This window comes from Aeromonas sp. FDAARGOS 1416 (assembly GCF_019048085.1).
GTDB classification, from domain to species: domain Bacteria; phylum Pseudomonadota; class Gammaproteobacteria; order Enterobacterales; family Aeromonadaceae; genus Aeromonas; species Aeromonas veronii.
Genome location: NZ_CP077301.1, coordinates 3,687,792 through 3,713,921, shown reverse-complemented (window position 1 = coordinate 3,713,921; position 26,130 = coordinate 3,687,792). Strand labels below are relative to the sequence as shown.

General features: G+C 59.8%; 21 protein-coding genes and 4 tRNA genes. 9 read left to right on the top strand and 16 right to left on the bottom strand.

Going from position 1 to position 26,130, the window contains the following annotated elements:
- The first annotated feature begins 92 nt into the window (after positions 1-92).
- Both I6L46_RS16865 and I6L46_RS16860 read left to right on the top strand, forming a co-directional pair.
- Entirely contained in the window at positions 93-506 is a 414-nt protein-coding gene (locus I6L46_RS16865; RefSeq protein ID WP_005339298.1) for an Hsp20 family protein, read from the top strand.
- A 92-nt stretch (positions 507-598) separates the two neighbouring features.
- Positions 599-1,039, top strand: a complete 441-nt coding sequence (locus I6L46_RS16860) for an Hsp20 family protein (RefSeq protein ID WP_005339297.1) — start codon at positions 599-601, stop codon at positions 1,037-1,039.
- Positions 1,040-1,111: 72 nt separating this feature from the next.
- Here the strand turns inward: I6L46_RS16860 and I6L46_RS16855 are convergent, their stop codons facing one another.
- The gene (locus I6L46_RS16855; protein ID WP_216976441.1) at positions 1,112-2,362 is read right to left on the bottom strand and encodes a valine--pyruvate transaminase; all 1,251 of its coding nucleotides are present in this window, start codon (positions 2,360-2,362) and stop codon (positions 1,112-1,114) included.
- 293 nt (positions 2,363-2,655) lie between these two features.
- Here I6L46_RS16855 and I6L46_RS16850 point away from each other — a divergent pair, with 293 nt between their 5' ends.
- Positions 2,656-2,889, top strand: a complete 234-nt coding sequence (locus tag I6L46_RS16850) for a hypothetical protein (protein WP_216976439.1) — start codon at positions 2,656-2,658, stop codon at positions 2,887-2,889.
- Here I6L46_RS16850 and I6L46_RS16845 read toward each other — a convergent pair.
- Entirely contained in the window at positions 2,819-3,643 is an 825-nt protein-coding gene (locus I6L46_RS16845; protein ID WP_216976437.1) for a helix-turn-helix domain-containing protein, read from the bottom strand. The genes I6L46_RS16850 and I6L46_RS16845 overlap by 71 nt on opposite strands.
- A 92-nt stretch (positions 3,644-3,735) precedes the next feature.
- On the opposite strand from I6L46_RS16845, the gene I6L46_RS16840 reads away from it, so the two are divergent.
- Complete coding sequence (locus I6L46_RS16840) at positions 3,736-4,863, top strand: multidrug effflux MFS transporter (protein ID WP_216976434.1); 1,128 nt, start codon at positions 3,736-3,738, stop codon at positions 4,861-4,863.
- Between the two features lie 4 nt (positions 4,864-4,867).
- On the opposite strand, the gene I6L46_RS16835 is transcribed toward I6L46_RS16840, so the two are convergent.
- From I6L46_RS16835 to I6L46_RS16790, 10 genes are all read right to left on the bottom strand, one after another.
- On the bottom strand, positions 4,868-5,551 hold the full coding sequence (locus I6L46_RS16835) for a response regulator (RefSeq protein WP_033115265.1): 684 nt from the start codon (positions 5,549-5,551) through the stop codon (positions 4,868-4,870).
- Positions 5,551-8,139, bottom strand: a complete 2,589-nt coding sequence (locus tag I6L46_RS16830; protein WP_216976432.1) for a sensor histidine kinase KdpD — start codon at positions 8,137-8,139, stop codon at positions 5,551-5,553. The genes I6L46_RS16835 and I6L46_RS16830 overlap by 1 nt, the downstream gene beginning before the upstream one ends.
- 126 nt (positions 8,140-8,265) lie before the next feature.
- Positions 8,266-8,793: a potassium-transporting ATPase subunit C gene (locus tag I6L46_RS16825; RefSeq protein WP_201991000.1), complete on the bottom strand. Its 528-nt coding sequence runs from the start codon at positions 8,791-8,793 to the stop codon at positions 8,266-8,268.
- 62 nt (positions 8,794-8,855) lie between these two features.
- Entirely contained in the window at positions 8,856-10,913 is a 2,058-nt protein-coding gene (gene kdpB / locus I6L46_RS16820; RefSeq protein ID WP_216976430.1) for a potassium-transporting ATPase subunit KdpB, read from the bottom strand.
- 67 nt (positions 10,914-10,980) lie between these two features.
- Positions 10,981-12,675: a potassium-transporting ATPase subunit KdpA gene (gene kdpA, locus I6L46_RS16815; RefSeq protein ID WP_216976428.1), complete on the bottom strand. Its 1,695-nt coding sequence runs from the start codon at positions 12,673-12,675 to the stop codon at positions 10,981-10,983.
- 359 nt (positions 12,676-13,034) lie between these two features.
- Positions 13,035-14,384 (bottom strand): glutathione-disulfide reductase, encoded by a 1,350-nt coding sequence (gene gorA, locus I6L46_RS16810; RefSeq protein WP_042054367.1) that lies wholly within the window; start codon positions 14,382-14,384, stop codon positions 13,035-13,037.
- A 76-nt stretch (positions 14,385-14,460) separates the two neighbouring features.
- Entirely contained in the window at positions 14,461-16,428 is a 1,968-nt protein-coding gene (locus I6L46_RS16805) for an ATP-binding protein (RefSeq protein ID WP_216976426.1), read from the bottom strand.
- Positions 16,429-16,546: 118 nt separating this feature from the next.
- Positions 16,547-19,627 (bottom strand): multidrug efflux RND transporter permease subunit, encoded by a 3,081-nt coding sequence (locus I6L46_RS16800; protein ID WP_005355755.1) that lies wholly within the window; start codon positions 19,625-19,627, stop codon positions 16,547-16,549.
- 15 nt (positions 19,628-19,642) lie between these two features.
- Complete coding sequence (locus I6L46_RS16795; protein WP_216976423.1) at positions 19,643-20,776, bottom strand: efflux RND transporter periplasmic adaptor subunit; 1,134 nt, start codon at positions 20,774-20,776, stop codon at positions 19,643-19,645.
- The gene (locus I6L46_RS16790; protein WP_150995763.1) at positions 20,773-21,369 is read right to left on the bottom strand and encodes a TetR/AcrR family transcriptional regulator; all 597 of its coding nucleotides are present in this window, start codon (positions 21,367-21,369) and stop codon (positions 20,773-20,775) included. Before I6L46_RS16790 ends, I6L46_RS16795 begins: the two co-directional genes overlap by 4 nt.
- 232 nt (positions 21,370-21,601) lie before the next feature.
- On the opposite strand from I6L46_RS16790, the gene I6L46_RS16785 reads away from it, so the two are divergent.
- The 5 genes from I6L46_RS16785 (at position 21,602) to I6L46_RS16765 (ending at position 22,759) form a co-directional block, all read left to right on the top strand.
- Positions 21,602-21,678: transfer RNA gene (locus I6L46_RS16785), tRNA-Arg, on the top strand.
- Positions 21,679-21,729: 51 nt separating this feature from the next.
- Positions 21,730-21,805 (top strand) — tRNA-His (locus I6L46_RS16780).
- 20 nt (positions 21,806-21,825) lie between these two features.
- Positions 21,826-21,911, top strand: a tRNA-Leu gene (locus I6L46_RS16775).
- 76 nt (positions 21,912-21,987) lie between these two features.
- Positions 21,988-22,064 (top strand) — tRNA-Pro (locus tag I6L46_RS16770).
- Positions 22,065-22,243: 179 nt separating this feature from the next.
- Entirely contained in the window at positions 22,244-22,759 is a 516-nt protein-coding gene (locus I6L46_RS16765) for a ricin-type beta-trefoil lectin domain protein (protein ID WP_040069576.1), read from the top strand.
- A 34-nt stretch (positions 22,760-22,793) separates the two neighbouring features.
- On the opposite strand, the gene I6L46_RS16760 is transcribed toward I6L46_RS16765, so the two are convergent.
- The 4 genes from I6L46_RS16760 to trmH all read right to left on the bottom strand — a co-directional run bounded on the left by I6L46_RS16760 (position 22,794) and on the right by trmH (position 26,129).
- On the bottom strand, positions 22,794-23,609 hold the full coding sequence (locus I6L46_RS16760) for a Cof-type HAD-IIB family hydrolase (RefSeq protein WP_216978068.1): 816 nt from the start codon (positions 23,607-23,609) through the stop codon (positions 22,794-22,796).
- An 89-nt stretch (positions 23,610-23,698) separates the two neighbouring features.
- Positions 23,699-24,739: an alpha/beta fold hydrolase gene (locus I6L46_RS16755; RefSeq protein ID WP_216976421.1), complete on the bottom strand. Its 1,041-nt coding sequence runs from the start codon at positions 24,737-24,739 to the stop codon at positions 23,699-23,701.
- Positions 24,739-25,398, bottom strand: a complete 660-nt coding sequence (locus tag I6L46_RS16750; RefSeq protein ID WP_216976419.1) for a CatB-related O-acetyltransferase — start codon at positions 25,396-25,398, stop codon at positions 24,739-24,741. Before I6L46_RS16750 ends, I6L46_RS16755 begins: the two co-directional genes overlap by 1 nt.
- Complete coding sequence (trmH, locus tag I6L46_RS16745; RefSeq protein WP_123174060.1) at positions 25,398-26,129, bottom strand: tRNA (guanosine(18)-2'-O)-methyltransferase TrmH; 732 nt, start codon at positions 26,127-26,129, stop codon at positions 25,398-25,400. The genes I6L46_RS16750 and trmH overlap by 1 nt, the downstream gene beginning before the upstream one ends.
- Position 26,130: the final 1 nt, after the last annotated feature.

The window sequence follows — 26,130 nt, the reverse complement described above, 5'->3', positions numbered from 1 at the left end:
AACAAGGCCGGAACGCTCGACAGAGGTTTCGACCAGGTGCCCGTCCATAAGGAGGGCAAACAATCCGTTATCGCTCACAAGAGGGTAATACTATGCGTTCTATCGACTTTTCTCCGCTCTATCGTTCTGCCATCGGTTTCGATCGTCTGGCCAATCTCATCGAATCTGCGGCCAGCAATGGCAATGCCGGTTATCCCCCCTACAACATCGAGCAGCTGGGTGACAACGACTACCGCATCAGCATGGCGGTGGCGGGCTTTACTCAGGAAGAGCTGGAGCTGAGCTTCCAGGAAAATCTGCTGACGGTGAAGGGCAACAAGCAGGCCGACACCGGGCGCAACTATCTCTATCAGGGGATCGCCGAGCGTGGTTTCGAGCGCCGCTTCCAGCTGGCCGACTATGTGAGGGTGAAAGGGGCCGACCTGAAAAACGGCTTGCTGCACATCGAGCTGGTGCGTGAAGTGCCCGAGGCGATGAAGCCACGCAAGATTGAGATTAACGGCTGATAGCCTGAATTCACTGAAATTTTAAAATTTCCCGGGTGCCGATAACGGGCCTGTGGAGAGTTGAACCTGTTGCTTATTAGAAGGATAGGATTATGCGTAACCTCGATTTTTCTCATCTCTATTCCAACGCCGTCGGCTTCGAGCGGATGGCCCGTGAGCTGGAAGGTCTGTTCGAGCAGAAGACCGCCGCTTACCCCCCGTACAACATTGAAAAGCGCGATCAGGATGGCTATCGCATCACGGTCGCCGTAGCTGGCTTCGAGCGCGAAGAGCTGGAGCTGGAGACCGAAAACGGCACCCTCAAGGTGAAGGGGCGCAAAGGGGCTGCGGCCGGTGAGCGTCAGTTCCTCCATCAGGGAATTGCCGAGCGTGACTTCGAGCTCGCCTTCAAGCTGAGCCAGCACGTGGAAGTGCAGGGCGCCAAGCTGGAGCATGGTCTGTTGACCATCGATCTGGCTCGCGAGCTGCCGGAGGCGCTCAAGCCCAGAGCCATCCCCATCGGCAAACCCGAGCAGCTGGCGCTGCCCGGCTAAGCAAACCGGATCGCGATAAATAACAAAGGCCTGCATCTGCAGGCCTTTCTGTTTTTGTATCGCCGGATTGGATTAACCAGCGTAGAGGGTGTTGATCTCGTCGGCCAGAATGGCGATGCCGCGACGCACCAGCTCCTCGCTCTGGGAGTAGTTGAGGCGGATGCACTCCTGGCTGTGGCGCCACTCGGGGTCATCGATACCGGGGAAGAAGTAGTGACCCGGTACGATCAGCAGGTTTTTCGCCTTCAGTCGCTCATAGAGCTCCTGACAGTGGATCGGCAAGCCTTCAAACCAGAGCCATAGGAAGAGGGCGCCTTCCGGCTTGTGAATGTGGAAGCGCGGGTCGGGGATCGCTTCACGCAGCAGCTGCACCGCCAGCTCCGCCTTCTGCTGATAGAAGGGTTTCACCACCTGTTCGCTGAGGGCAATGATATCGCCGCTCTCGATCATCGGGATGGTGATGGCAGGCCCCAGACTGCCCGGTGCCAGATTGATGATGCCGCTCAGGTTGGTGATGGCCTGAATGATCTTCTCGTCGGCGATGACTATGCCGCAACGGGTGCCCGGCAAGCCCAGCTTGGAGAGACTCATGCAGAGGATGGTGTTGGCGTTCCAGAACGGCTTGGCTTCGCTGAAGATGATGCCCGGGAAGGGGACGCCGTAGGCGTTGTCGATCAGCAGCGGAATTCCCTTGTCGCGGGCGATCTGATCGAGATGTTCGATCTCTTCGTCGGTCAACACGTTGCCAGTGGGATTGGTCGGGCGGGAGACGCAGATCACCCCGATATCGTCACCCACCTGCAGGCTCTCGAAGTCCACATGGTACTTGAACTGGCCGTCGGGCAGCTTCTCGATGGTGGGCTTGTAGGCCACGAAGTAGTCGTCGGCCAGCGCCGAGTCGGCATAGCCGATGTATTCGGGGGCGAGCGGGAACAGCACCTTCTTCTTGCGGCCATCAGCAAATTCACCGGCCAGCAGGTTGAACAGGTAGAAGAAGGCATTCTGGCTGCCGTTGGTCAGGGCGATATTGCGGGCCGAGATATCCCAGCCCAGCTCTTTGCTGAGCAGGGCCGCCAGCGCCTTGGTGAACCTGTCCTTGCCCTGGGGGCCATCGTAGTTGGCCATCGCCTTCACCAGTTCGCCGTTGTCGAGCAGGGTTTTGGCCTCGGCCTGAAAGCGCTCCAGCATGGCGGGGATGGGGGCCGGATTGCCACCACCCAGCATGATGGCGTCCGGATTGGTCAGCCCCTGATTGAGGTCATCCATGAGTTGGGTAATGCCGGCGTGGCGAGTGAACTTCTCGCCGAACAAGGAAAATTCCATTCAGTGACAGATCCAGATTTGAGTTACGGGGATGTAGCACCATAGCTCAGTTTAAAAGCGGGTGTCGATCAAAAAGATGGGACGTTCCACGTGGAACATGGTGCAAAAATCAAGCGTGGTTAAAAGCGCCAACTTTTGGTTTAAAAATGACCGAGCGGGATGCATTTTGCGACTCAATTTGGTATCGAGATATAGTTAATTTAAACAAAATCATCATGTTATGAATTGCGTGAGGATTGGCACAACTATTGGAATAGCTATCTGGTCATCTCAACCATACCGGAGCAAACCAGATGAAAAGCCTGATCGCCACCCTGATTGTGAGTGTCCTGAGCCTGAACGTGATGGCCAACGAAAACCCGCGGCCCGAGCTGGAGAGTGTCCAGCTGGAGCAGGATGTGCAGAGCGAGTTGCAACAGGCATCCCATGCCGTGGTGCAGGATGCGTTGCACAATCTCAAGCCGCTGGCGCTGGATACCATGGTGGTGGAAGCGAGCCAGGCTGTGGCGACTCACCCCGAGAGCTGAGATAGCGCAGGGGGGTCTGTCCCGTATGTTGTTTGAAGAAGCTGATGAAGGCGCTGTCGCTGGAGAATTCCAGCGCAGCGGCAATCCGGCTGATGGACTCGCTTTCTGCCAGCAGCTCCATGGCGCGCAACAGCCGCCACTGCTGACGCCACGCCTGATAGCTCATGCCGGTCTCCCGCATGAAGATACGGCCAATGGTCTTGTCACTGGCACCCACCCGCTCGGCCAGACGGTTGAGCCGATCGGGCAGGGCATCCCCCCGTTTCAACTGCTGTAGCCAGCCGCCCAGTCTGGGATCGGTCGGCAGCGGCAACTGCCACGACTCCCGTGGCGCCAGCCCCAACTCCTCCATAAACAGTGCCACCGTTCGTTGCTGCTGCTCTTGCGGTTTGTCCCACGGCCAGAGCGCCATCCGCTCGATCAGTTCGTGCAGCAGCGGATTGACCGCCAGCACCTCCACCGTGCCGGGCAACTCGGGGTGCGGCTGGAAGTAGAGGGAGCGGTAGGCCACCACACCGCGCATCAGTACCCGGTGGGCGGTGCCCGCTGGCAGCCAGGCGGCGCGGGTGGGCGGCAGCAGGCAGACCCGACCTTCCAGCTCCATGGTCATGCAGCCGGATTGGGCGAACAGCAGCTGATGGCGTTGATGTTGATGCAGGCCCGAGTCGTGCCAGCCGAGGGCGGAGGCAATGCCGATCACGCTGCCGGTCAGCTGGTCAGGGTCAAAAGGGTGATCGGGAAGAATAAAGGCCATATGTCCGATTTTTGATGTTTATAGTCCTGCTTATTGTAATCAGACAATTGGCATCTCTCTAGAATGGCGACCTCTTGTGAAGGAGGTTTGTCATGAACAACAAGTTGCCACCGCTCTGGCTGGTGGTGGGATTGATGATGTTTCCCCAGATTGTGGAGACCATCTATAGCCCGGTCCTGACCCACATCGCTACCCAGTTTCAGGTGAGCGAAGGGCAGGCATCCCAGACCCTGTCGGTCTATTTTCTGGCGTTTGCGGTGGGCGTGGTCTGCTGGGGACGGCTCTGCGATCTGATAGGGCGGCGTCCCGCCATGCTGGCGGGTCTGCTCACCTATGGCGTCGGCACCTTGCTGGCGCTGCTGGCCAACCAGTTTGAAACCCTGCTGCTGGCCCGGGTTATCTCGGCTTTTGGCGCCGCGGTGGGATCCGTGGTGACCCAGACCATGCTGCGCGACAGTTATCAGGGCAGCGATCTGGCGCGGGTCTTCTCGGTGATGGGCATAGCGCTCTCACTCAGCCCGGTGCTGGGGTTGCTCAGTGGCGGGCAGCTGGCGAGCGGGTTTGGCTATCTCGGGGTGTTCAGCGGTCTGCTGATTCTGGCGGCTCTCTTGCTGTTGGTTGCCTGCTGGCAACTGCCGGAAACCCGTCCGGCCACCACACGGCAAGTCGCACTCTGGCCGCTGGCGTGCCGGATGATGAAGGATGGCGGGCTCTGGCGCAGTGCCATGCTGGTCGCCCTGTTCAACACCATGCTGTTTGGTTACTACAGTCTGGCGCCGTTCCTGTTTGCCGGATTGGGATTGAGCACCAGCGAGTTTGGTTATTCGGGGATCTTGCTGGCGCTGGCGACCCTGCTTGGCAGCCTGCTCAACAAGCATCTGCTGGGGAGGGGGTGGCTGCCGTCCTCTCTGATCAGACTGGCTTGCGTTTTGGCACTGGTCACCGGGCTGCTGGTCTGGACGACTCAGGCCAGCCTCTGGTTCCTGCTGCCCATGATGGGAATCGTGGTGGCCTTCGGACTGGCGATCCCCAACGTGCTGAGTCAGGCGCTGCTGGCCTATCGCGAGGTAGCAGGTAGTGCAGGCGCCCTGTTCGGGCTTGGTTACTACCTGCTGCTCAGTCTGGGATTGGCGGTGGCGGCCGGATTGCAGGATCTCGGCCTGTTGCTGAGTGGCTGTGGCTTGCTGGTGCTGCTTTGCAGCTGGCGTCGTTCCACGTGAAACGTCAGTTGCCGATAAAGCGGTAGCCGATACCAGATTCGGTCTCGATAAGCGTCGGTTGCTGGGGGTTATCCCCCAGTTTTTTGCGCAGGCTTGCGATAACGATGCGCAGGTAGTGGGTGTCCTCTTTGTGGCTCGGCCCCCAGATGTCGTTGAGCAGCTGGGTCTGCATCACCAGCTTGCCGGGGTGGCATACCAGCGCTTGCAGCAGGGCGAACTCCTTGCGGGAGAGGGGGATCTCCTCCTCCTTCATGGTCACCTTGTGGCTGCTGATATCCAGCGTCAGGCCGCATTGGGGGAAGTGGCGCCGCTCGCCACTGCTGACGCCAGCACGCTGGCGCAAGAGCACGCGAATGCGGGCCATCATCTCGCCGATGCCGAACGGCTTGCTCATGTAGTCGTTGGCGCCGGCATCCAGCAAGCGCACCTTCTCCTGCTCCGAATCACGGGCCGACAACACCAGCACCGGGTTGGGGTGGTGTTCGCGAATGGCCTGCAATACCTGAATACCATCGCCATCAGGCAGGCCGAGATCGAGGATCACCAGATCGGGGTTGAGATGGCGGTATTGCTCCAGCCCCTCGGTGACGCTGACCGCTTCGCTCACCTGATGCCCCTCGGCAATCAGGCTGATCCGCAGAAAGCGACGGATCGCCGCTTCATCATCTATGACCAGAATGTGCGCCATCAAACCTCCGGTGAATTGAGCGCGAGCGGCAGGGATATGCGCATGCAGGTGCCGTTGCCATTGGGGCCGGAGAAGGCCCAAATCTTGCCGCCGTGGGCCTCTATCATAGCGCGGGAAATGGCGAGGCCAAGCCCGGTGCCACGGCTGCCGCAATCACCCACCGGCTGGGTGTAGAAGAGGTTGAAGATCTTCTCCCGATCCGATTCGGCGATACCGACCCCGATATCGATGATGTCGATGATGAGGTCGGGCTCGGCCACCATCACCTTGAACTCGATGGGGGTGCCTGCCGGCGAGTAGCGGGAGGCGTTGTCGAGGATGTTGACCAGCACCTGCTCGATCAGGGCGCCATGGACATAGAGCTGGGGTACATGCTGATCGAAATGGACCAGCAGCTTGTGCTGGCGCCAGGAGGAGTCGAGTCGCTTGCGGGCGCTCTCCACCAGATCCGCCAGATCGACCCAGTCCCGTTTCAGCTGGAAGTCGGGGGAGCCGATGCGGGTCATATCCAGCAGATTCTGCACATAGCTGTGCAGGCGGCGCGCCTCCTCCTGCACCGAGTGAAGCAGTTCGTCACGGTCTTCGGCGGGGATCCGGTCACCATATTCCAGCAGGGTGCTGCCGGCACCCATGATGGTAGCCAGCGGCGTCTTCAAGTCGTGGGAGACCGAGGAGAGCAGAGCGGCCCGCATCCGGTCTGTTTCCGCCTGCAGCTGGCTGTCGGCCAGCCGCTCGTTGAGGTCGATCCGCGCCAGCGCGGCGCGAATGTCGGTGAGCAGCGCCTGCAGCTGATGTTCGGCAGAGGAGGAGAGCGGATTGGCCAGCGTTATACCGATCACCAGGTCATCGCTGAGGTGGTGATACTGCGCCTCGGCGGCATTGAGGGTGGCGGTGTGGGCACCGGCGCTCTGCTTCTGGGCCAGACACCAGTCGATGGCCGCCTTGTCGGTCTGGCCGGGTCTGTGCTTCTCGTTGCCGAGGCGGTCGTGAAAATCCTTGTCGATCACTACGGTCGGCTGGCCCAGCGCCAGCGAGATCGCTTGTGCCCCTTGTCTCAGGACCTCCTCCGGGCTGTTGGCGGTCGCCAGCCCCTGACTGAGGGAGAGCAGGGCATTGCCCAGCTGCTGGGTCTCGCGCAGGCCGATCAGCTGCTGGCGCTGGCGGGAGGCGAGGCGCCCCGCCGTCATGCCGACGATAAGCAGCACGAACAGGGTGAGCAGATCGCTGTGGTTGGCGACGCTCAGGGAGAAGTAGGGGGCGGTGAAGAGCAGATTGTGGGCGATAAAGCCCAGCACCGCCGCCAGCGTGGCGGGTACTAGGCTGGTGGTGAGGGCCGTCGCCAGCACCCCCAGCACGAAGATGAGCGGCAACGCTGCGGGTGGTAGCCAGTAGGAGAGCCCCCAGGCGGCAGCCGAGGTGATCCCCATGATGGTCACCGCCAGCAGGCTGTGGTGAATATCCTTCGGGGTCGGGATGCGCATCCCCACTTCGGGCTTCTGCTTCTCGGTATCGACCAACGTGATTTCGAGCCCCTGAGCCTGCTTGAGCAGGTGTTGCACCAGCGAGCGACGCCACGGTGCCTTGTGGGGTTTGCCGAGCAGCAGCTGGGAGACCTGCTGCTGTTCGGCGGTCTCCAGCAGGGTGTTGGCGACCGCCGGACTGGAGAGGGTCAGCACCTTGGCACCGAGGTGGGAGGCGAGCGCCAGCGCCTGCTCCACATCGGCCGAGCGGCGGCCATTGCTGTCGACATGCACTACCAGCCAGGGGAGTTGGCGGCGCTGGGCAAAGCGGTGGCCGTAGCGCACCAGCGCCGAGCCGTGCAGGTCACCGAGGCAAACCATCAGCTTGCCCCGTAGCGGCAAGGTGCTCTTGCCTGCAGCCTGCCACTGCAGTTGCAGATCGCCCTCCACATGGCTGGCGGCGGTCTGCATCGCCAGCTCCCGCAATGCGGTGAGGTTGTTGAGGGAGAAGAAGGATTGCAGGGCAGCCTTGGCCTGATGGGGCACATAGACCTTGCCCTCCTTGAGGCGGCCGAGCAGCTCCTTGGGGGGCAGGTCGATCAGCACCAGACTGTCGGCTTCCAGCAGCACCTGATCGGGCAGGGTCTCTTTCACCCTGACCCCGGTCAGCTGCCACACCAGATCGTTGAGACTCTCCAGATGCTGCACGTTGAGGGTGGTGTAGACGTCGATCCCGGCGTTGAGCAGCTCCTCTACATCCTGCCAACGCTTCTCGTGGCGGCTGCCGGGGGCGTTGCTGTGTGCCAGTTCGTCCACCACGGCGATGGCCGGTTTGCGGGCGAGCAGGCCGTCGAGATCCATCTCCTCCAGTCGCTGCTGGCGGTGCATGTGGATCTTGCGCGGCATGATGGCGAGCTTGTCGAGCAGAGCCAGGGTCTCCTGCCGGCCGTGGGTCTCCACCACGCCGATCAGGATGTCTACCCCCTCTTTGGCCTGCTCCCGCACCGCCTGCAGCATGGCGTAGGTCTTGCCGACGCCGGGAGCGGCCCCGAGAAACACCTTCAGCTTGCCCTTGTGCTCCTGTTCCAGGCTCGCCAGCAGGGCGTCGGCCCTTACCTCATCACGCATCCCCATGCTCCTGCATCAAACTTGTCAGCAGGGCGTCAGCGCTTGCTACATCAGCCATTGTTATCCCTATCGAGCCAACCGCCCGTTGCGAAAATCGAGGTCATCACCAAACCGGAATGGGCACCATCAGGCGCCCTTTTGATGATCCAGTTGCAGATTCAGCTGGAGAATGTTGACCACCTGCGGGCCAAGGATACCAGCTTGTGTGGCCGACTTGACCTGCTCCGTCAGTTGGGCGGGATCCAGTCCACGTTCTTTGGCGACGCGGTCGACCTGAGCCAGTACCGCATCCAGCGGCAGGTGGGGATCGAGGCCGGAGGCGGAGCGGGTCAGCATGGCGGGGGAGCTGGTTCCCGGCTGTGCCTTGGCGGCCTGTTCAGCAAACTCTGCCCGCAGCGGTGAGCTCATCCCCAGATTGCTGGCGCTGCCGCCTATGGTGTTGAAATCGCTGGCGGAGGGACGGGGATGGAAGTAGTCAGCCCGCTCGAATTTCTGCCCCAGCAGGGCGCTGCCGATCAGTTGCTGCTTGCTGTCGGTCAGCTGGCTGCCGTTGGCCTGCCAGGGGAACAGCAGTTGGGCCAGCCCGGTCACCGCCAGCGGATAACCCACGCCCAGCAGCAGGGTCAGGGTCAACAGGGTTCTGATTGCTATCATGATTCTCTTGCTCCAAAAGGATGGTTGGGGATGCGGGTCTGACCCGCATCCCGGTTATGTCGTTACACCAGACCCAGGCCGGTAATGACCAGATCGATCAGCTTGATGCCGATAAACGGCACCAGCAGGCCGCCGACACCGTAGATCAGCAGGTTGCGGCGCAGCAGGCTGGCGGCCGAGCCTTTCAGGTCGACACCATGCAGTGCCAGCGGCACCAGCGCCACAATGATCAGGGCGTTGAAGATGATGGCCGACAGGATGGCGCTCTGCGGGCTGCCCAGCTGCATCAGGTTCAGTGCCCCCAGTTGCGGGTAGGCGGCGATGAACAGGGCTGGCAGGATGGCAAAGTACTTGGCCACGTCGTTGGCGATGGAGAAGGTGGTCAGGGCGCCACGGGTCACCAGCAGCTGTTTGCCGACCAGCACCACATCCAGCAGCTTGGTGGGGTTGGAGTCGAGATCCACCAGATTGCCCGCCTCCTTGGCGGCCTGGGTACCCTCGTTCATGGCCAGACCCACATCAGCCTGTGCCAGTGCCGGTGCATCGTTGGCACCGTCGCCGCACATGGCGACCAGACGACCATCGGCCTGCTCCTGCCGGATATAGGCGAGCTTCTTCTCCGGCGTCGCTTCGGCGATGAAGTCATCCACCCCGGCTTCGGCGGCGATGGCTGCGGCGGTTTTCGGGTTGTCGCCGGTGATCATCACGGTACGGATCCCCATATGGCGCAGGATCTGGAAGCGAGCCTTGATACCGGGCTTGATGATGTCCTTGAGGTAGACCACCCCCAGCAGTTTCTCCTGAGTACAGACCAGCAGCGGAGTCCCACCCTGACGGGCGATGCTGTCGACTGACTTGAGCACCAGCTCAGGTACCGCCTTGCGGTCGAGGCTGAGGTAGTTCAGCACGGCATCTACCGCACCCTTGCGATATTGATGACCGTTGCGATCCAGTCCGCTCAGCCGGGTTTCGGCGCTGAAGGGGATCACCTTGTCGCTCTCCAGCTGACTCGGCTTGGCCATGCTCTTGCTGGCCAGAGTCAGGATGGATTTGCCCTCCGGGGTGTTGTCACCCAGCGAGGCCAGCATGGCCGCTTGTGCCAGCAGGGCCGGGTCGACGCCGGGGGCCGGGATCAACTCGTCGGCCATCCGGTTGCCGAAGGTGATGGTGCCGGTCTTGTCCAACAGCAGGGTGCGCACGTCACCGGCCGCTTCCACGGCACGGCCAGACTTGGCGATGACGTTCAGCTTCACCAGTCGATCCATACCGGCAATGCCGATGGCGGAGAGCAGGCCGCCGATGGTGGTCGGGATCAGGGTGATGAAGAGAGCGATCAGGTAGAGACGCGGTACCTGGGTGCCGTTGTAGTCGAGGAACCAGGGCAGGGTGGCGACCACCAGCAGGAAGATCAGGGTCAGACCCACCAACAGGGCATCGAGTGCCATCTCGTTGGGGGTCTTCTGGCGCTTGGCCCCTTCCACCAGTGCGATCATCCGATCCAGCGTGCTCTCGCCCGGATTGTTGCTGACGCGCACCCAGATCTCGTCGGAGACGACCGTCGTGTTGCCGGTCACGCCGCTGCGGTCGGTACCCGACTCGCGGATGACGGGGGCGGATTCGCCGGTGATGGCCGCCTCGTTGACCGAGGCGATACCGGCGATCACTTCACCGTCGGCCGGGATCATCTCGCCGCTGCGTACCAGCACCAGATCCCCCTTCATTAGGCTGGTGGCGGGTACCCATTCGCCCTGACCATCTTTGGCATTCGCCACCCGACGGGCCTTGAGCTGGCTCATGCCTGCCTTCAGGCTGTCGGCTCGCGCCTTGCCGCGCCCCTCGGCCAGGGTTTCCGCGAAGTTGGCAAACCAGAGGGTCAGCCAGAGCCAGGCGGTCAACTGCCAGGCCAGTGAGGGAGCAACGCCGGAGAAAGGCTGCCCCATCAGGGACTCCACGGTCGCCATGACTGCGGCCAGCCAGAGGGTGAACAGGATAGGGCTGCCAAACAGCGCCTTGGGATTGAAGCGATAGAGGGCCTCAACCATTGCCTGGATGATCTGTGATTTCTGTTTTTTGCCCTTCACCAACATGGTGTCAGTGCTCATTGCAGTGGACTTGCTCATTGGAAAGCTCCCAGCATCAGATAGTTGGCCATTGGCATCCGGATGGTGATCGACAGGGTCAGGTTCATCAGAATGCTCCTCCGATCAGACTCAGATGTTCGGCCACCGGGCCCAGTGCCAGCACCGGCAGGAAGGAGAGGCCACCTATCAGCAGGACGGTGATGATCAGCAGGGTAACGAACAGCGGGCCGCTGATGGGGAAGTCCCCTTCGCTCGTCTCCTGACGAGGCGCGCGGGCCAGCTGACCGGCGATGGCCAGTACCGGAATGATGTAGCCGAAGCGACCGAGCAGCATGGCCAGACCGATGGCGATGCACTGCCAGTTGTCACCGGCGGCAAAACCGGCGAAGGCGGAGCCGTTGTTGCCGGCAGCCGAGGCGTAGGCATAGATGAGGCGCGACAGACCGTGCGGGCCATCATGGCCGATGATGGTGCTGGCATCCGGCATCAGCAGGGTGACACCACCGATCACCAAAACACCGACCGGCATGACCAGCATGCTGGCGACCACCCACTTCATCTCGGTGATACCGAGCCGTTTGCCCAGATAGGTCGGGGTACGTCCCACCATCAGGCCGCACAGGAACACGGTCAGCAGTACGAACAGCATCATGCCGTAGATACCGGAGCCGACCCCGCCGAAGATGACCTCACCCAGCAGCATGTTGATCATGCCCACCATGCCGCCGAGCGGAGTAAAGCTGTCGTGCATGGCGTTGACGGCACCGTTGGAGGCGGCAGTGGTCGCCACTTCCCAGATGCTGGAGAGCACAGGGCCGAAGCGGCTCTCCTTGCCTTCCCAGTTGCCAGCCATGTTGCTGGCGTCAGTGGTGAGCTGGGCGAGGGCGGGATCCGGTTTCAGCTCTTGGGAGAGGGAGACGAAGAGCCCCAGCACCAGCATGAGGGTCATGGCACCGAGAATGGCGCGGCTGTGGGCCATGTCCTTCACATAGCGGCCCAGAGTAAAGACCATGGCGGCAGCGATGGTGAGCAGGGCGACCATCTCCAGCCAGTTGGAGAGGGCTGTCGGGTTCTCGAACGGATGCGCCGAGTTGATGCCGAAGAAGCCGCCGCCGTTGGAGCCCAGCTGCTTGATGGCGATCTGCGAGGCCGCCGGGCCGAGGGGCAGCAGCTGCTCCTGACCTTCCACACCGTGGAACGGTAGATAGGCGGAGAGGCTTTGCGGCACCCCTTGCCATACCAGCACCAGCGCCATGATCAGCGCGATGGGCAGCAGCACATAGAGGCAGAAACGCACGAGATCCTGCCAGAAATTGCCAAGGTTGATAGTCTGCTGGCGGGCGATACCGCGGAACAGGGCAATGGCGACGGCGGCGCCCGTCCCTGCGGAGACGAAGTTCTGGGTGGTCAGGCCTACCATCTGGCTGAAGTAGGAGAGGCTGGCCTCACCGGAATAGGCTTGCCAGTTGGTGTTGGTCATAAAGCTGACCGCGGTGTTGAATGCCAGTTGCCAGCTCAGACCCGGCAGTTGTTGCGGGTTGAGGGGCAGCAACCCCTGCGCCATCAGGATCAGGAACAGTAGACCGAAACCGGCGCCGTTGAAGGCCAGCAGGCTGAGGGCGTAGGACTTCCAGTCCTGCTCCCGTCCATCGGTGCCACAGCAAGCCAGGGTGGCACGCTCAAGCGGGGCGAGCCAGCGACTCTTGCCTTCAAATACCCGATACAGGTAGTTGCCAAGCAGAGGCGCCGGCAGCAGCACCAGCAGCACGAAGGCCACCGGATAGATTATTTCTTGCCACATGTTCTAGTTCCTCACTCGTGAGTGCGCGTGAGTGCGCGCATCAGATAGGCCATCAAGGCGAGGACGAGCAGCAGATATAGCCAATTCATATCGACTCCATTGAGATAATTAGCTGCGAGAGCCGATGTAAGACCATATCGACTCTGTTGGTGTCATTGACGCTGAAAAGGGTATGTAAAACAGGCGTAAAGGCGCCATAAAGCGCCATGTGGCAGGCGTAAAATCGGCGTAAAGAACGACGGATTTGCGAGAGAAAAAGCGAGGAGGGATCAAAAAAACCCGGCCTGAGCCGGGTTTGGGTGAAGGGGCTACATGGCTGTAGACGCCGGCTGCTCGTGACAGGCCAACTTCATCTGCCCTTAGCGCATAGTGACGAACTCTTCCGCGCTGGTCGGATGGATAGCCACGCAGTTGTCGAAGTCCGCCTTGGTGGCACCCATCTTCATGGCGACGCCAAAGCCTTGCAGGATCTCGTCCATCGCAAAACCGATGCCATGCAGACCGACCACCTTCTCTTCCGGGCCGACGCAGACCAGTTTCATCCGGGTAGGCTGGCGATGCTGGGTCAGTGCCGAGTACATGGCGGTGAACTGGCTGCGGTAGACCTTCACCTGGTCCTCGCCGTATTCGGCGATGGCTTCCGGTTCGGTCATGCCGATGGTGCCGATGGGCGGGTGACTGAACACCACGGTCGGCACCAGATCGTAGTTGAGGTGTTCGTTCGGCTTGTTGTTGAACAGCCGTTCGGAGAGGCGACGGCCCGCCGCGACTGCTACCGGCGTGAGCTGGATGCGACCCGTGTTGTCACCCACCGCATAGATGTTGGCGACTGAAGTGTTCTGGAACTTGTCGGTCGGGATAAAGCCCTTCTCGTCCAGCGTGATGCCTGCGGCGGCCAGATTGAGGTTGTCGGTAGCCGGTACCCGGCCGATGGCCCAGATCAGGCAGTCAACGGTGAGGTGACGACCATCTTCCAGTTGCAGGGTCAGGCTGTTGTCAGCGTTTTTGAGCACGGCTTTGGGAATGGCGTGGGTGTGCAGCTTGGGCCCTTCCTGCGCCATGATTTCTACCAGTGTCTCGTGGATCATGGGGTCGAAGTTGCGCAGCGGCGCGTGCTTGCGCACCACCAGATGGGTCTCTGAGCCGAGTGCCTGCATCACGCCAGCGATCTCGACTGCGATGTAGCCCGCACCCACTACGGCAACCCGCTTGGGTTGGCTTTGCAGGTCAAAGAAACCGTCGGAGTCGATACCCAGCTCGGCACCCGGGATCGCCGGAATTTCCGGGCGGCCACCGGTGGCGATCAGAATGTGATCGGCCGTGTAGTGCTCGCCATTGACCTCGATGGTGTTGCTGCTGACGAAGCGGGCGAAGCCCTTGATGACGGTGATCTGGTTCTTGCCCAGCACGTTCTGATAGGACTGGTGAATGCGGCCGATGTAGGCCTGGCGGGACTCGACCAGCTTGGCCCAGTTGAAGTGGTTGAGGGTGGTGTCAAAGCCGTAGTCGGCGCCATATTTCAGGGCATCGGCGATCTGGCCTGCATACCACATGGCCTTCTTCGGTACGCAGCCTACGTTGACGCAGGTTCCACCCAACTCTTTGGCTTCAATCAGGGCAACTTTCTTACCGTACATGGCAGCCCGGTTGGCAGACGCAATACCGCCGCTGCCGCCGCCGATGGCGATATAGTCAAAATGCTGTGCCATTGCGAGGTTCTCCGCTCATTAAGAATGCAATCACAGCATGATGGGGATAAAGCGGCTGGCTCACAAGAGCCAGCGCTCAGTTATGTTGGATCGGCAGGCGAATATGGAACTGGGCGCCCTGGCGCGGTTCGCTGGCACAGCTGATACGGCCTTTCAGCAGTTGCACCACCAGGTTGTAGATGATGTGTGTGCCCAGACCGCTGCCACCCTGACCCCGCTTGGAGGTGACGAAGGGATCGAAGATTCGCGGCAATATTTCGGGCGGGATCCCGCGGCCATTGTCCGAATAGTCGATAAACAGCTCCTCTCCCTGCTGTTCCACCTTGATGGTGATCTTCTTCGGTTTATCCCAGCTGTCGAACCCGTGGTTGATGGAGTTGAGGATCAGGTTCGAGTAGATCTGGGTAAAACTGCCCGGGAAGGAGAAGATCGACAGCTTGGGATCGCACTGGATATCCACTTCGCACTGGCTCTTCTTCAGTTTGTGGCCAAGCGAGACCACTACCTGATGGAGGTTGTCGGCGAGGCTGAAGTTGTAGCGTGCTTCCGATGACTGGTCGACCGCTACCTGTTTGAAGCTGGCGATCAGCTCGGAGGCGCGCCGCAGGTTGCTCTGCAGCAGCTGCATCGATTCGTCGAGGTTGACGGTGAACTCGTTGAGGTAGGTGCGCGACAGCTGCTTGGAGTCGATATGGGACTTGAAGTCGGCGACCCGCTCCTGCAGGTAGGAGGAGGCGGTCACGCTGATGCCGATCGGAGTGTTGATCTCGTGTGCCACCCCGGCCACCAGCGAGCCGAGGGAGGCCATCTTCTCCGACTCCACCAGGGTCTGCTGGGCCTGTTTCAGGTCGTCGTACGCTTTGCCGAGCTGGTTGTTGGCTTCACTCAGGCTGCGGGTACGTTCCACCACCTTGCCTTCCAGCTGTTCGTTGAGCTGGATTATCTCCCGCTCGACCTTTTTCAGCTGGGTGATGTCGTAGCCGAAGCCGATCTGGTACTTGAGGTTGGGACCATCGTAGAAGGGTACGAAGGTCCATTGCAGTACCAGCTCATGGGCCTGCTGGTCATGCATGATGACCTCTTTGTCGGCCAGTGAACCTTCCGCCGCCAGAATATCGTTCAGCTCTTCCCGTTGCGCCGGGCTGACAAAGAGATCCAGCCAGTTGTGCTGCAACAGCTCCTGCTGGTGGTAGCCGGTCAGCAGGATGGCTGCCGGGTTGATGCTGGCGATGGTCAAATCCGGTTCCATGCAGCAGATGACCATGTTGGCGGAGTTGATCAGGGTGGCGGAGAAGTCCCGTTCCTTTTGCAGTTGTTCGACCGCCCGATGGCGGGCAACCAGCTCGTCACGCAGTCGGGTACGCATCTGGTTGAGGGTGGATACCAGGGTATCCAGCTCATCGGGTTTCTTGCGTGGCTGCGGGCGGCCTTCCAGCTCCAGCGCCATGTCGAGCCGATCGAGGTTGAACTTCTGGGCGTAGTTGGCGATGCGGTTGATGTGCCTGACCACCAGATAGTAAATGATGATCAGGATGCAAAATGAGACCACCAGGGTCTTGATGGTCTGGCTGACCATGATCAGCACCGATTTTTCGATGAGGCGCTGGTAGATCTGCTCGAGAGAGGCGGCAACGAACAGCTTGCCGACAATCTCTCCCTGATAGGTGAGGTTGAATTCTCGGGAGATATCATAGCTTTCCCGCTCGACCCCCTGGGTCAGCAGCGGGACTTCGGAGTTGCCGAGCATCTCCTTGACCATCACGAACTGCATGTTGGGCAGGTTCATGATCCCTTCAATTTGCACTTTGACCTGCTCTTCATCCAGGTTCCACAAGCTGGCGGCGATGGGTTGCAGGAACGAGGCCTCGATCTGGCCGATGCTGTCTTCGATGACGGCGACATCCTTGCGGTAATCCCACGCGAGTTGCAGCGCCGTAATGATCATCGCCAATACGGTACTGCAGACCAGAATGTAGGAGAGCAGGCGATATGAGAGTCCGTTGCGGCCTACGGCCCTGGCGGTCTTGGTGAAGAGTCCTGACATGGCGTCCTTGCGGTCTGGATGTGGTGTTTTTTAGTTTAACTGCTTCATGCACTTATGTCGTCTTTCCTGCGAAGCATAAAAAAGGCCCCGTATCGGGGCCTTCGCATGTGATTGATGATTAATGTCCGCCGTTTGCTTTGGGCGGAATGGTTTCATCGAATACCGGCAAGGGTTTGTGCTCGGAAGCCAGATAGGTGTAGATCACTGGCAGCACGAACAGGGTGAACAGGGTACCGATGGCAAGACCGGCCACGATGACGATACCGATACTGAAACGCTGTGCCGCACCGGCGCCTGCGGCGTAGAGCAGCGGGATCAGACCGGCAATCATGGCGGCCGTGGTCATCAGGATCGGACGCAGACGCACCTTGGCGGCCTGCATAACGGCTTCCATCCGGTTCATGCCGCGCAGCAGCTGCTCTTCCTTCGCTACTTCACAGATCAGGATACCGTGCTTGGTAATCAGACCCACCAGGGTGATGAGGCCCACCTGGGAGTAGATGTTCATGGTCGCCATACCCCATGCAAGGGCAATCAAGGCCCCGCTGATGGCGAGCGGTACAGAGACCATGATGACCAGCGGGTCACGCACCGACTCGAACTGGATTGCCAGCACCAGGAAGATGATGGCCAGTGCCAGCGCGAAGGTGGCATAGAGCGCATTGCCTTCGGTGACGAACTGACGGGCTTCACCCATGAAGTCGTAACGATAGCCTTGCGGCAGCTTCTCGTCGGCGGTGGTCTGGAACCAGTTGATCGCATCACCCATGGCCACGCCCGGAGCCGGAACGGCGCCTATGGTGGCGGAGTTCAGCTGGTTGAAGTGGGGCAGGGCGCGGGGCTCGCCAACCACTTCAATGCTGATCAGGCTGCCGAGCGGGATCGACTTGCCGTCGGCGGCCCGCACGTAGTAGCCCTTGATGGACTCCGGATTGAGACGGTATTTGCGCTCGACCTGCGGGATCACCTCGTAGGAGCGGCCATCCAGGTCGATACGGTTGACGTAACCGTCCGCCATCATGGTGCCCATGGTGATTCCGATATCCTGCATGGTGATGCCGTAGGCACCCGCCTTGTCCTTGTCGATGCGGATCTTCATGGTGGCGGAGTCGTAGTTCAGATCAAGATCCGAATAGACGAACTGACCGTTACTCTGCGCCGCTGCCAGAATTTCACCGGCCACCAGGAACAGGCTTTCGAAGCTGTTCGGGGTGGTGATGACGAACTGGATCGGCAGACCACTCGATGCACCCGGCAGTTCCGGGAACTGGAAGGTGGTGATGGCCATACCCGGGATGTCTTTCACCAGATTGGCGACCCGATCCAGCACCTCTTTCTGGCTCGCTTCACGCTGGCTCCAGGGCACCATGGAGGCGATACCGAACGCCTGGTTGGCGTTGAACACCCCTGAGAAGACCTGGGAGAAGGCTATTTCGGGCTGGTCGTCCAGGATCTTGTTCACATCCGCCATGGTGTTTTCGATGTAGTCCAGGTTGGCGTTAGACGGTGCGGTACCCAGCACGGCCATTACCCCCTTGTCCTCTGACGGTGCCAGTTCGCTCGGGATGAACTTGAACAGCAGCGGCAGGCTGGCGAAGACTATGACGGCGAACACCACGATGACGGGGCGCTTTTTCATCACGGCGTGCAGCATGCTGTCGTAGCGATCGGTCATCCGCTCCAGCAGGTGGTGGACTGTGCTCTCGAACTTGCCCGGCTGCTCGTTGGCCTTGAGCATCTTGGAACACATCATCGGTGACAGAGTCAGGGCGATGATGCCCGAGACGAACACGGCGCCAGCCAGCGTCAGGGCAAACTCCTTGAACAGAGAGCCGGTGATGCCCCCCATCAGGGCGATAGGCGCGTATACCGCCGCCAGAGTAACCGTCATGGCGATAACCGGCACCGCAATTTCACGGGTACCGATAATGGCGGCCCGGAAGGGTTCTTCCCCCTCCTTGATATGACGGTCGACGTTCTCCAGCACCACGATGGCGTCATCCACCACCAGACCGATCGCCAGCACCATCGCCAGCAGGGTCATCAGGTTTATCGAGAAGCCGAACATATCCATCATCATCACTACGCCGATAAGACTGAGCGGAATGGTGATGATCGGGATGATGACCGCGCGGAACGAACCGAGGAACAGGGTGATGACCACCAGAACGATGGCGGCTGCCTCCAGGATGGTTTTGATAACCTCGTGGATGGACTCGTTGATCGCCACGGTGGAGTCATACATCACGTTGAGACGCATGGTGCTCGGCATATTGCGCTCAAGGCTCGGCAGCAACGCCAGCACATCGTGGGCGATGTTGATGGGGTTGGCTGTCGGCGCGGCGTTGACCGCCATGACCACTGCTTCGCGGCCGTTGGCGCTGGCGCGATAGATGTCGTGGCTCTTCTCGAGGGTCACCTTGGCAATGTCGGAAAGGCGGATCACCTTGCCGTCACGGGTAGCAACGACCAGACGCTTCAGCTCGTCGACATCCTTGACCTGGGTCTCGGCGTTGCCGTTGAACAGGGTGAAGTAACCGGTCGCCTGACCTGTCGCGGACTGATAGTTGTTGCTGTTGAGCACCGTCATCACGTCACTGGCCGTCAGGTTGAAGGCCGCCATCTTGGCCGGATCCAGCCATACCCGCAGGGCAAACTCGACACCGCCGTAGAGGTCAACCTTGGAGACCCCGCCCACGGTAAAGAGCTGCGGCTTGATAACCCGCTCCAGATAGTCGGTGATCTGGCTGGAGTTGAGCTCCGGGCTGGTAAAACCGAGGTAGAGTACCGCCGTGGTTGAACCGGTGGAGGAGGTGACCGACGGGTCTTCCGCCTCTTTCGGCAACTGGGAGCGCACCGAGTTCACCTTCGCCAGGATGTCGGACAACGCGGCGTTGGGGTCGGTGTTGAGCTTCATGTACGCAGTGATGGTTGAGCTGCCCAGCTGGCTGGAGGAGGTCATGAAGTCGATGTTGTCGGCTTGCGCGACCGCCTGTTCCAGCGGTTGGGTGATGAACCCCTGGATCAGATCAGAACTGGCGCCATAGTAGCCAGTGCTGACAGTGATCACCGTGTTGGTCACCTCGGGGTATTCCCGTACCTGCATCTTGAAGATGGCCTGAAAGCCCAGCAAGGCGATCAGGAAGCTGAGCGAGATCGCCAGCACAGGCCGTTTTATAAATATGTCAGTAAATCGCATCGCAGATCTCCGCGCTTACAGCATCGGGGTTTGTGCCGGAACGGCCAGGGCATCGTTCTCGACCACATGCACCTTGGTGTCGTTGCTCAGGCGAACCTGACCCGACAGTACGATCTGGTCACCGGCCTGGATGCCGGAGAGCACATGCACATCGTTGCCACGGCGCTCACCGGCCTTGACCACCACCTGCTTGGCTCGCAGCACTTTCACCTTGTTACCCTCTTTGTCGGTCTCTTCGCCCTCTTTGAGCACGTAGACGTTCTGACCGTAAAGGGTGAAGGAGATGGCGGTCTGCGGGATCACGATCTGATCTTTCACCGTCGGCAGAATGATGCTGGCGCGGGCGAACATACCGGAACGGAGCTGACCGTCGTTGTTCGGTATGTCTGCCTGTACCTGGATCAGGCCGCTCTGGAAGTTGACCGCAGGTTCGATGGCGGTGATATGGCCGTCAAACTGGGTTTGTGGATAAGCATCCACATTGATCTTGATGGTCTGGCCCAGCTTGATTTTGGAGATATCGGTCTGGGGCACGGTGAAGCGCAGGCGCATCACGCTGGTATCCTCCAGGCGCACGATATCTGTGCCCGGCTGCAGATACTGACCGAGGAACACATTGCGCAGGCCGACCACGCCGCTAAAGGGCGCACGGACTTCACGACGGGCAATGCTCGCCTTCAGACTCTCGATATCCGCTTCCAGTGAGCGATAGGCCGCTTCCGCCTCATCCAGCTGCTCTTTGGAGATGGAGTTGGTCTTGTAGAGGTTCTGGAAACGATCGAACTTGGCTTTTGCCGCCGGCAGTTTGGCCTGGGAGGCGCGCAGATTGGCCCGCTCCACGGTGGAGTCCAGGCTCAGCAGCAGCTGGTCAGCCTTGACCGGTTTGCCTGATTCGAAGGTGATGGCGTCAATGGTACCGGCCAGTTCGGTGGAGAGGGTCACCCCCTGATTCGGCTCGATGAAGCCGATTGCTTCGATGGTCGGTACCCAATCCTGCGCCTTGGTCACCATGGCGGTGACGGGGAACTCGGGTTCCGGCCGGTTGGCCATGTATTGGGCAATCATCTTCTGTTTGAACAAATTGAAGCCGATGACGCTGCCAAACAAGGCGATCGCTATCAGCAACATAATGGCCATCCACTTTTTCATGAACAGGCTCCTGAGGTGGAAAGATTGGGGGATAAAATGGCATTCCAGCTGGCCCGGATCGCGGTTTCCAACTGCGATTCGGTCAGCGTGATGTTGTGCACCCTGCACTGCAGGGCCAGATGCATGACACTGTCCAGACTCAACACCTGGAGTGCCCGTATCGGTAAATCAATAAACAATCCTTGTTCAACGCCCTGTTCAAAAAATCGGTCCAGAGGCTCCCAGGCAGCCAGAATGACAGGATTGGTCTCCAATTCTGCCCCTAGCGGAGAGCTCTCGTACTGCAATTTGCACCTGATAGCGTTGGGTTCGTTAACAAAAATGGCATGAATATTGAGCCATAATTGGCGAAATTGTTGAAATGAAACTTTATCGATTGCTACATTGGCCATGACCATGGGCACACACTGCAAGATAGTGTGCTGGTGCAGTTGCCGGATCAGATCATCCTTGTCGCCGAAGTAGCGATAGATGGTGCCGGTGGCAACATTGGCCTTCTTGGCGACTTCCGCAATCGACAGACCATGAAAACCCCGTTCACCCAGCACCTCATGGGCCGCGTTGAAGATGCTCTCTTTTTTATCCAGAATCATCAGTGTGACTTTCGATTGAATGAACGTTCATTCATTCTAGATGGGCATCAAATCAAGTCAAGGCAGCAAGGCGATTTGCGACTGCGATCTGCCCCTTTTCGGCTGTCAGCTGGGGAATAGTGGAAGAAAAGTGCGCAATGTGCTTGAAAAAACAACGAACAGTGTTTCGGTGGCAGAAAAGTGTAGACAAACCAGCAACCATCATTAATAATGCGCCCCGTTCGACAGCGTAGCGCCCGTAGCTCAGCTGGATAGAGCGCTGCCCTCCGGAGGCAGAGGTCACAGGTTCGAATCCTGTCGGGCGCACCATCAAAAGTGCGTCGGTTAAACGGGCGTTGTTGTGGAACGAAAACAGCTGTGGTGGCTGTAGCTCAGTTGGTAGAGTCCCGGATTGTGATTCCGGTTGTCGTGGGTTCGAGCCCCATCAGCCACCCCATTTTACAGCTTGTCAGGTACGCGAAGGTGGCGGAATTGGTAGACGCGCTAGCTTCAGGTGTTAGTGCCCCCCGGGTGTGAGGGTTCGAGTCCCTCTCTTCGCACCATACTTGCTGTATGACGAGGATGACCATCAGGTCGTCTTTGTTTTTTTGAAGTAAACTATTTTGAAAGAAATAGCCTCGGTGATTAGCGCAGTCCGGTAGCGCATCTGGTTTGGGACCAGAGGGTCAAAGGTTCGAATCCTTTATCACCGACCACATTTAGAAAAACCTCGCTTCGGCGGGGTTTTTTGCTTTCTGGCCTCCGTTGGGCCAGCATTCTCTCCCTGTTACGTCTGTTTACACTCTATTTGGGCAGCGCGCCCCGCCTTTCGGTTATGCTTCAGTCTCGAGTCACTGACAACCGGATGTCATCGGCCCATTTCAGGCATTTTTCCATGAATAACAAAATTTCCTTTGCTTGCTCTCCTGCCCTGCTGGCTGCCTTGCTGCTAGGGGGCTGTACCATCAAGCCGCCATCCACCGATGTGATGATGGGCTCCATTGCATCACAACCGCAGGAGGAGCATGCGCGCTCCCCCTTGCTGACCAGCGGTGATTTTTGCGTTGCGGTGTCCCAACAGAAGGTGTTGGCACAACCTTGCAGCGGAAAAGACGATCAACTGTTCGAGTGGGATCTGGGTGAGTTGCGCCTGCAGGATCTCTGTTTGCAAGCCAAAAACGACAGCGAGTTGATGCTGGCACCCTGTGACGGTCAGGCGCAGTGGGAGTGGCAGAAAGACAAGCTGTTCAACAGCAAGGTTGCCCGCTGCCTCGATGTGGCCGGGCGACGCCATACCCCCGGCACGCCGCTGCGGCTGGCTGAATGCTACGGCGGGGCGAACCAGAGCTTCAGCTGGCAGCGGCCCAATCCCTGGCTGGAAACCCTGAAAAAACAAAGCCTCACATGGTGAGGCTTTGCTGAATCGGATGTCGGGCTGAAGAGGATCAGGCAGCGCTGACGCTCTCCAGCTCGAACAGCTTCTCCAGATAGACGGCGACGCCATCTTCATCGGAGGTGAGGGTCTGCTCATACTCCGGCAGCGCCATTTTCAGACGGTCATGGGCGTTGCCCATCACGATGCCGCGTCCCACCATGGTCAGCATCTCGAAGTCGTTCATGCCATCGCCGAAGGCGATAGCCTCCGACATATCTAACCCGTTCTGCTCCAGCACGGCACGCACCGCATTGCCCTTATGCACCCCGGCGTGCATCACTTCGAGGCAGTCCGGCAGGGAGAAGGTGACGTTGAGCTGGTCGCCGTAGCGCTGGTTGAGGTGCGCCTCGATCTTCAGCAGTTTCTCGTGGTCGCCGATGTAGAACACCTTGTTGATCTGCTCTTTCGGTTCCTGTTTCAGGTCATCGACCAGGCGGTAGGTGAACCCTGACTCGTCGTGGAACTGCAGCAGCCAGGGCAGCTCCTCTTCCACCACCCAATCATCACCCTGATAGACATTGAGGTGGATAGAGGGGTCGCGCTCCAGCGCAATCAGTTCGGCGGCGATCTCGGTCGGCAGCGGCTGGTTGAAAATCAGTTGATCCTGTTTGTCATGGACCACGGCGCCATTGGAGGTAATGAGGTAGATGTCCATCCCCAGCGCATCGCGGAAGCTGCGAACGTCAACGTGATGACGGCCGGTGGCGACCACGAATTTCACACCTTGTTCTACCAGGCGGTGCAGGGTATCCCGGGTACGGGGAGAGATCTGGTGCTGCTTGTTGAGCAGAGTGCCATCGAGATCGGATACAACTACCTTGAACATCATTACCTCGGCATCGATTGAAAACAGGGGCAGTTTACCTTAGCCCGCACTGTCACCCCATTTATTTAGGGTTACAAAAAATAGCCAGCTCAGAAGCGGGCGAAAAAGTCGACCACCGCGGTCAGGGCGGGCTGGCGCTTGTCATCGGATTCGATAAACAGCTCGTGCCAGGCACCCTCGATGCGCAGTGGTTTGCCCCCTTCACACTTGGCAATGGTGCAGAAGCGATCCTGAGCGGCATTGTCCACCACACTGTCGTCGCCAGCCTGCAGCACCAGCAGCGGCGTCTTGATGGCGCCCGCATCGGCGATGGCGGCATCGGCACCTGTGATCCCCTGATAAATCCAGTGGGCGGTGGCGCCACCCAGCTTGATCTGCGGGTGCTGCTCGTAGATTTGGCGGAAGGCTTGATAGCGGGGCTGGCTGTGAGTCAGCTCGTTATCAGCAAAGCCGTGATCCTGATAGGCGCCCTGACCGGGGCCGTAGGGAGGCTCGCCAATCCAGCCGCCGACCGTGCCTATGGTGCTCGCCAATCCCTTGGCCAGCCACTTGGGCAGACCGCCGAGATTGATGCCCAGCATGGGGGAGGAGAGCACGGCCGCCTTGATATCATCGGGCCAGCGCTCCAGATAGCGGGCCGAGATGGCACCGCCCATGGAGTGGGCCAGCAGGAACAGCTTGGCAGGTTGGTCCGCCATGATGATCTGGTCGTGAAACTGCTTCAGATCGACCACATAATCGTCGAACTGGTCGACATATCCCTTCTGAGGGTCATTCAGCATCCGGCCGGACATCCCCTGACCGCGATGGTCGATGAGATAGAGGCTGTAGCCCTGACGCCAGAGATCCCACGCCAGCTCCTGATACTTGAGGTAGCTTTCGACCCGGCCATTGACGATGAGGATGGCGCGATCGACCTTGGCTTGCCGCAGCGCAGCATAGCGTATTGTCACCCCGTCCTTGCCCTTGAACTCCCCTTCAACCGCATGCTGGCGCCAGAAGTCGGGCAGGGTTTGCTGGTAGAGGCTGGGTACATCGGCTTCGCTGGTGAGCTGATAGGTATTGGTCACGGCAAGGGCTCCGGCAGAAAACAGGGTCAGGGCCAACAGGGAAAGAGAGAGGGGTTTCATCAGGCACACTCCTGTTGCCAATGGTGATAAAGGGCGGCGATATCCCCCGAGCAGAGCAGCGCCATGCAGGCTTGCAAGCGAGGCAGGGGCCAGTCCCACCACTGCATCTCTTGCAGCATGAGGATCTGCTCATCGCTGAAACGGCGGCGGATCGGTTGGGCCGGGTTGCCGCCGACTATGGTGTAAGGGGCCACATCTTTGGTCACCACGGCGCGGGTGGCGATGACGGCGCCATCACCTATGGTGATGCCGGGCATGATCATCGCTTCCGAGCCGATCCAGACATCGTTGCCAATCCGGGTGTCCCCCTTGCGCAGAAAGCCGCTGCGGGCCCCTTCGCCAAAGGTGCCGGGATTGAACGGGAAGGTGGAGACCCAATCCAGCCGGTGGCCCTGATTGCCCGCCAGCATGAAGGTGGCGCCCGAGCCGATGGAGCAGAACTTGCCGATGATCAGCCGGTCCACCTCGCCCCAGAGGCCGCTCTCCCAGGTGTCGCGGGTCGAGCCATCGCCGAGCAGGTAACGGACGCAGTGATCCTCGAACGGCTTACCGTGGTAGTAGCCGGAGTAGTAGCTGTAGTCGCCGGCCTCTATGTTCGGGTTGGTCAGGTGATCACGGATGATTTGCGATTCCAGCCAGCTGCCAAAAGGGTTATCCATCACTCCTCCTGCGGATCGTCCTGCTCGCTCTGCTGTGCCCACCCTTTGCGGGTCAGCTGCATCCGTTGCCACCACTCTTCGTCTGCCAGAATTTCACCGGCCGGACCGAGCTGGGGGTAGGGCATCTCTTTCTCTTTGCAGAGCTGGGCATAGATAGGATAACCCCCCTCGAACAGGATGCTGTTCTGCTCCTCCAGTGTGAGCGGGCAGCCGCGCTGATAGTAACCGGCCAGCTCGCGCTGGCGCTGCGCCTCGTAGAGGATGGCGGCGGCAGCCACCGAGACGTTGAGGGACTGCACCATGCCCACCATGGGGATGACGATATGGTGGTCGGCCAGCGCCAGCGCCTCTTCACCGATGCCGTGTTTCTCCTGACCCACCAGAATGGCGGTCGGTTTGGTGTAGTCGATAGCGCGAAAATCGACCGAGCTGTCTGAGAGGTGAGTTGCCAGGATCTGCATGCCGGAGGCTTTCAGCTCGGCAACGGCTGTGCCGATATCCGGGTGCAGTTTTACATCCACCCAGTTCTGGCTGCCGCGGGCGGTGCCCTTGCGCTTGTGGATCCAGGTTTTGGGCCAGACGGCGTGTACCCGGTGGATGCCGATGGCATCGGCGGTACGCACGATGGCGGCCAGATTGTGAGGTTTGTGGACCTCTTCCATACAGACGGTCAAATCGAGCTGACGCTGGGCCAGCATATCGGTGATGCGCTTGAAGCGTTCGGGGGTCATG

Coding starts and splice junctions, on each gene's coding strand:
- I6L46_RS16790 (WP_150995763.1), bottom strand. CDS start 21,369: ATGATTCTGGATAAAAAAGAGAGCATCTTCAACGCGGCCCATGAGGTG.
- I6L46_RS16830 (WP_216976432.1), bottom strand. CDS start 8,139: ATGCGTGATGAGGTAAGGGCCGACGCCCTGCTGGCGAGCCTGGAACAG.
- gorA (WP_042054367.1), bottom strand. CDS start 14,384: ATGGCACAGCATTTTGACTATATCGCCATCGGCGGCGGCAGCGGCGGT.
- I6L46_RS16845 (WP_216976437.1), bottom strand. CDS start 3,643: ATGGCCTTTATTCTTCCCGATCACCCTTTTGACCCTGACCAGCTGACC.
- I6L46_RS16825 (WP_201991000.1), bottom strand. CDS start 8,793: ATGATAGCAATCAGAACCCTGTTGACCCTGACCCTGCTGCTGGGCGTG.
- I6L46_RS16860 (WP_005339297.1), top strand. CDS start 599: ATGCGTAACCTCGATTTTTCTCATCTCTATTCCAACGCCGTCGGCTTC.
- I6L46_RS16800 (WP_005355755.1), bottom strand. CDS start 19,627: ATGCGATTTACTGACATATTTATAAAACGGCCTGTGCTGGCGATCTCG.
- I6L46_RS16760 (WP_216978068.1), bottom strand. CDS start 23,609: ATGTTCAAGGTAGTTGTATCCGATCTCGATGGCACTCTGCTCAACAAG.
- I6L46_RS16750 (WP_216976419.1), bottom strand. CDS start 25,398: ATGGATAACCCTTTTGGCAGCTGGCTGGAATCGCAAATCATCCGTGAT.
- I6L46_RS16835 (WP_033115265.1), bottom strand. CDS start 5,551: ATGGCGCACATTCTGGTCATAGATGATGAAGCGGCGATCCGTCGCTTT.
- I6L46_RS16795 (WP_216976423.1), bottom strand. CDS start 20,776: ATGAAAAAGTGGATGGCCATTATGTTGCTGATAGCGATCGCCTTGTTT.
- I6L46_RS16755 (WP_216976421.1), bottom strand. CDS start 24,739: ATGAAACCCCTCTCTCTTTCCCTGTTGGCCCTGACCCTGTTTTCTGCC.
- kdpA (WP_216976428.1), bottom strand. CDS start 12,675: ATGTGGCAAGAAATAATCTATCCGGTGGCCTTCGTGCTGCTGGTGCTG.
- I6L46_RS16855 (WP_216976441.1), bottom strand. CDS start 2,362: ATGGAATTTTCCTTGTTCGGCGAGAAGTTCACTCGCCACGCCGGCATT.
- trmH (WP_123174060.1), bottom strand. CDS start 26,129: ATGACCCCCGAACGCTTCAAGCGCATCACCGATATGCTGGCCCAGCGT.
- I6L46_RS16865 (WP_005339298.1), top strand. CDS start 93: ATGCGTTCTATCGACTTTTCTCCGCTCTATCGTTCTGCCATCGGTTTC.
- I6L46_RS16805 (WP_216976426.1), bottom strand. CDS start 16,428: ATGTCAGGACTCTTCACCAAGACCGCCAGGGCCGTAGGCCGCAACGGA.
- I6L46_RS16765 (WP_040069576.1), top strand. CDS start 22,244: ATGAATAACAAAATTTCCTTTGCTTGCTCTCCTGCCCTGCTGGCTGCC.
- kdpB (WP_216976430.1), bottom strand. CDS start 10,913: ATGAGCAAGTCCACTGCAATGAGCACTGACACCATGTTGGTGAAGGGC.
- I6L46_RS16840 (WP_216976434.1), top strand. CDS start 3,736: ATGAACAACAAGTTGCCACCGCTCTGGCTGGTGGTGGGATTGATGATG.
- I6L46_RS16850 (WP_216976439.1), top strand. CDS start 2,656: ATGAAAAGCCTGATCGCCACCCTGATTGTGAGTGTCCTGAGCCTGAAC.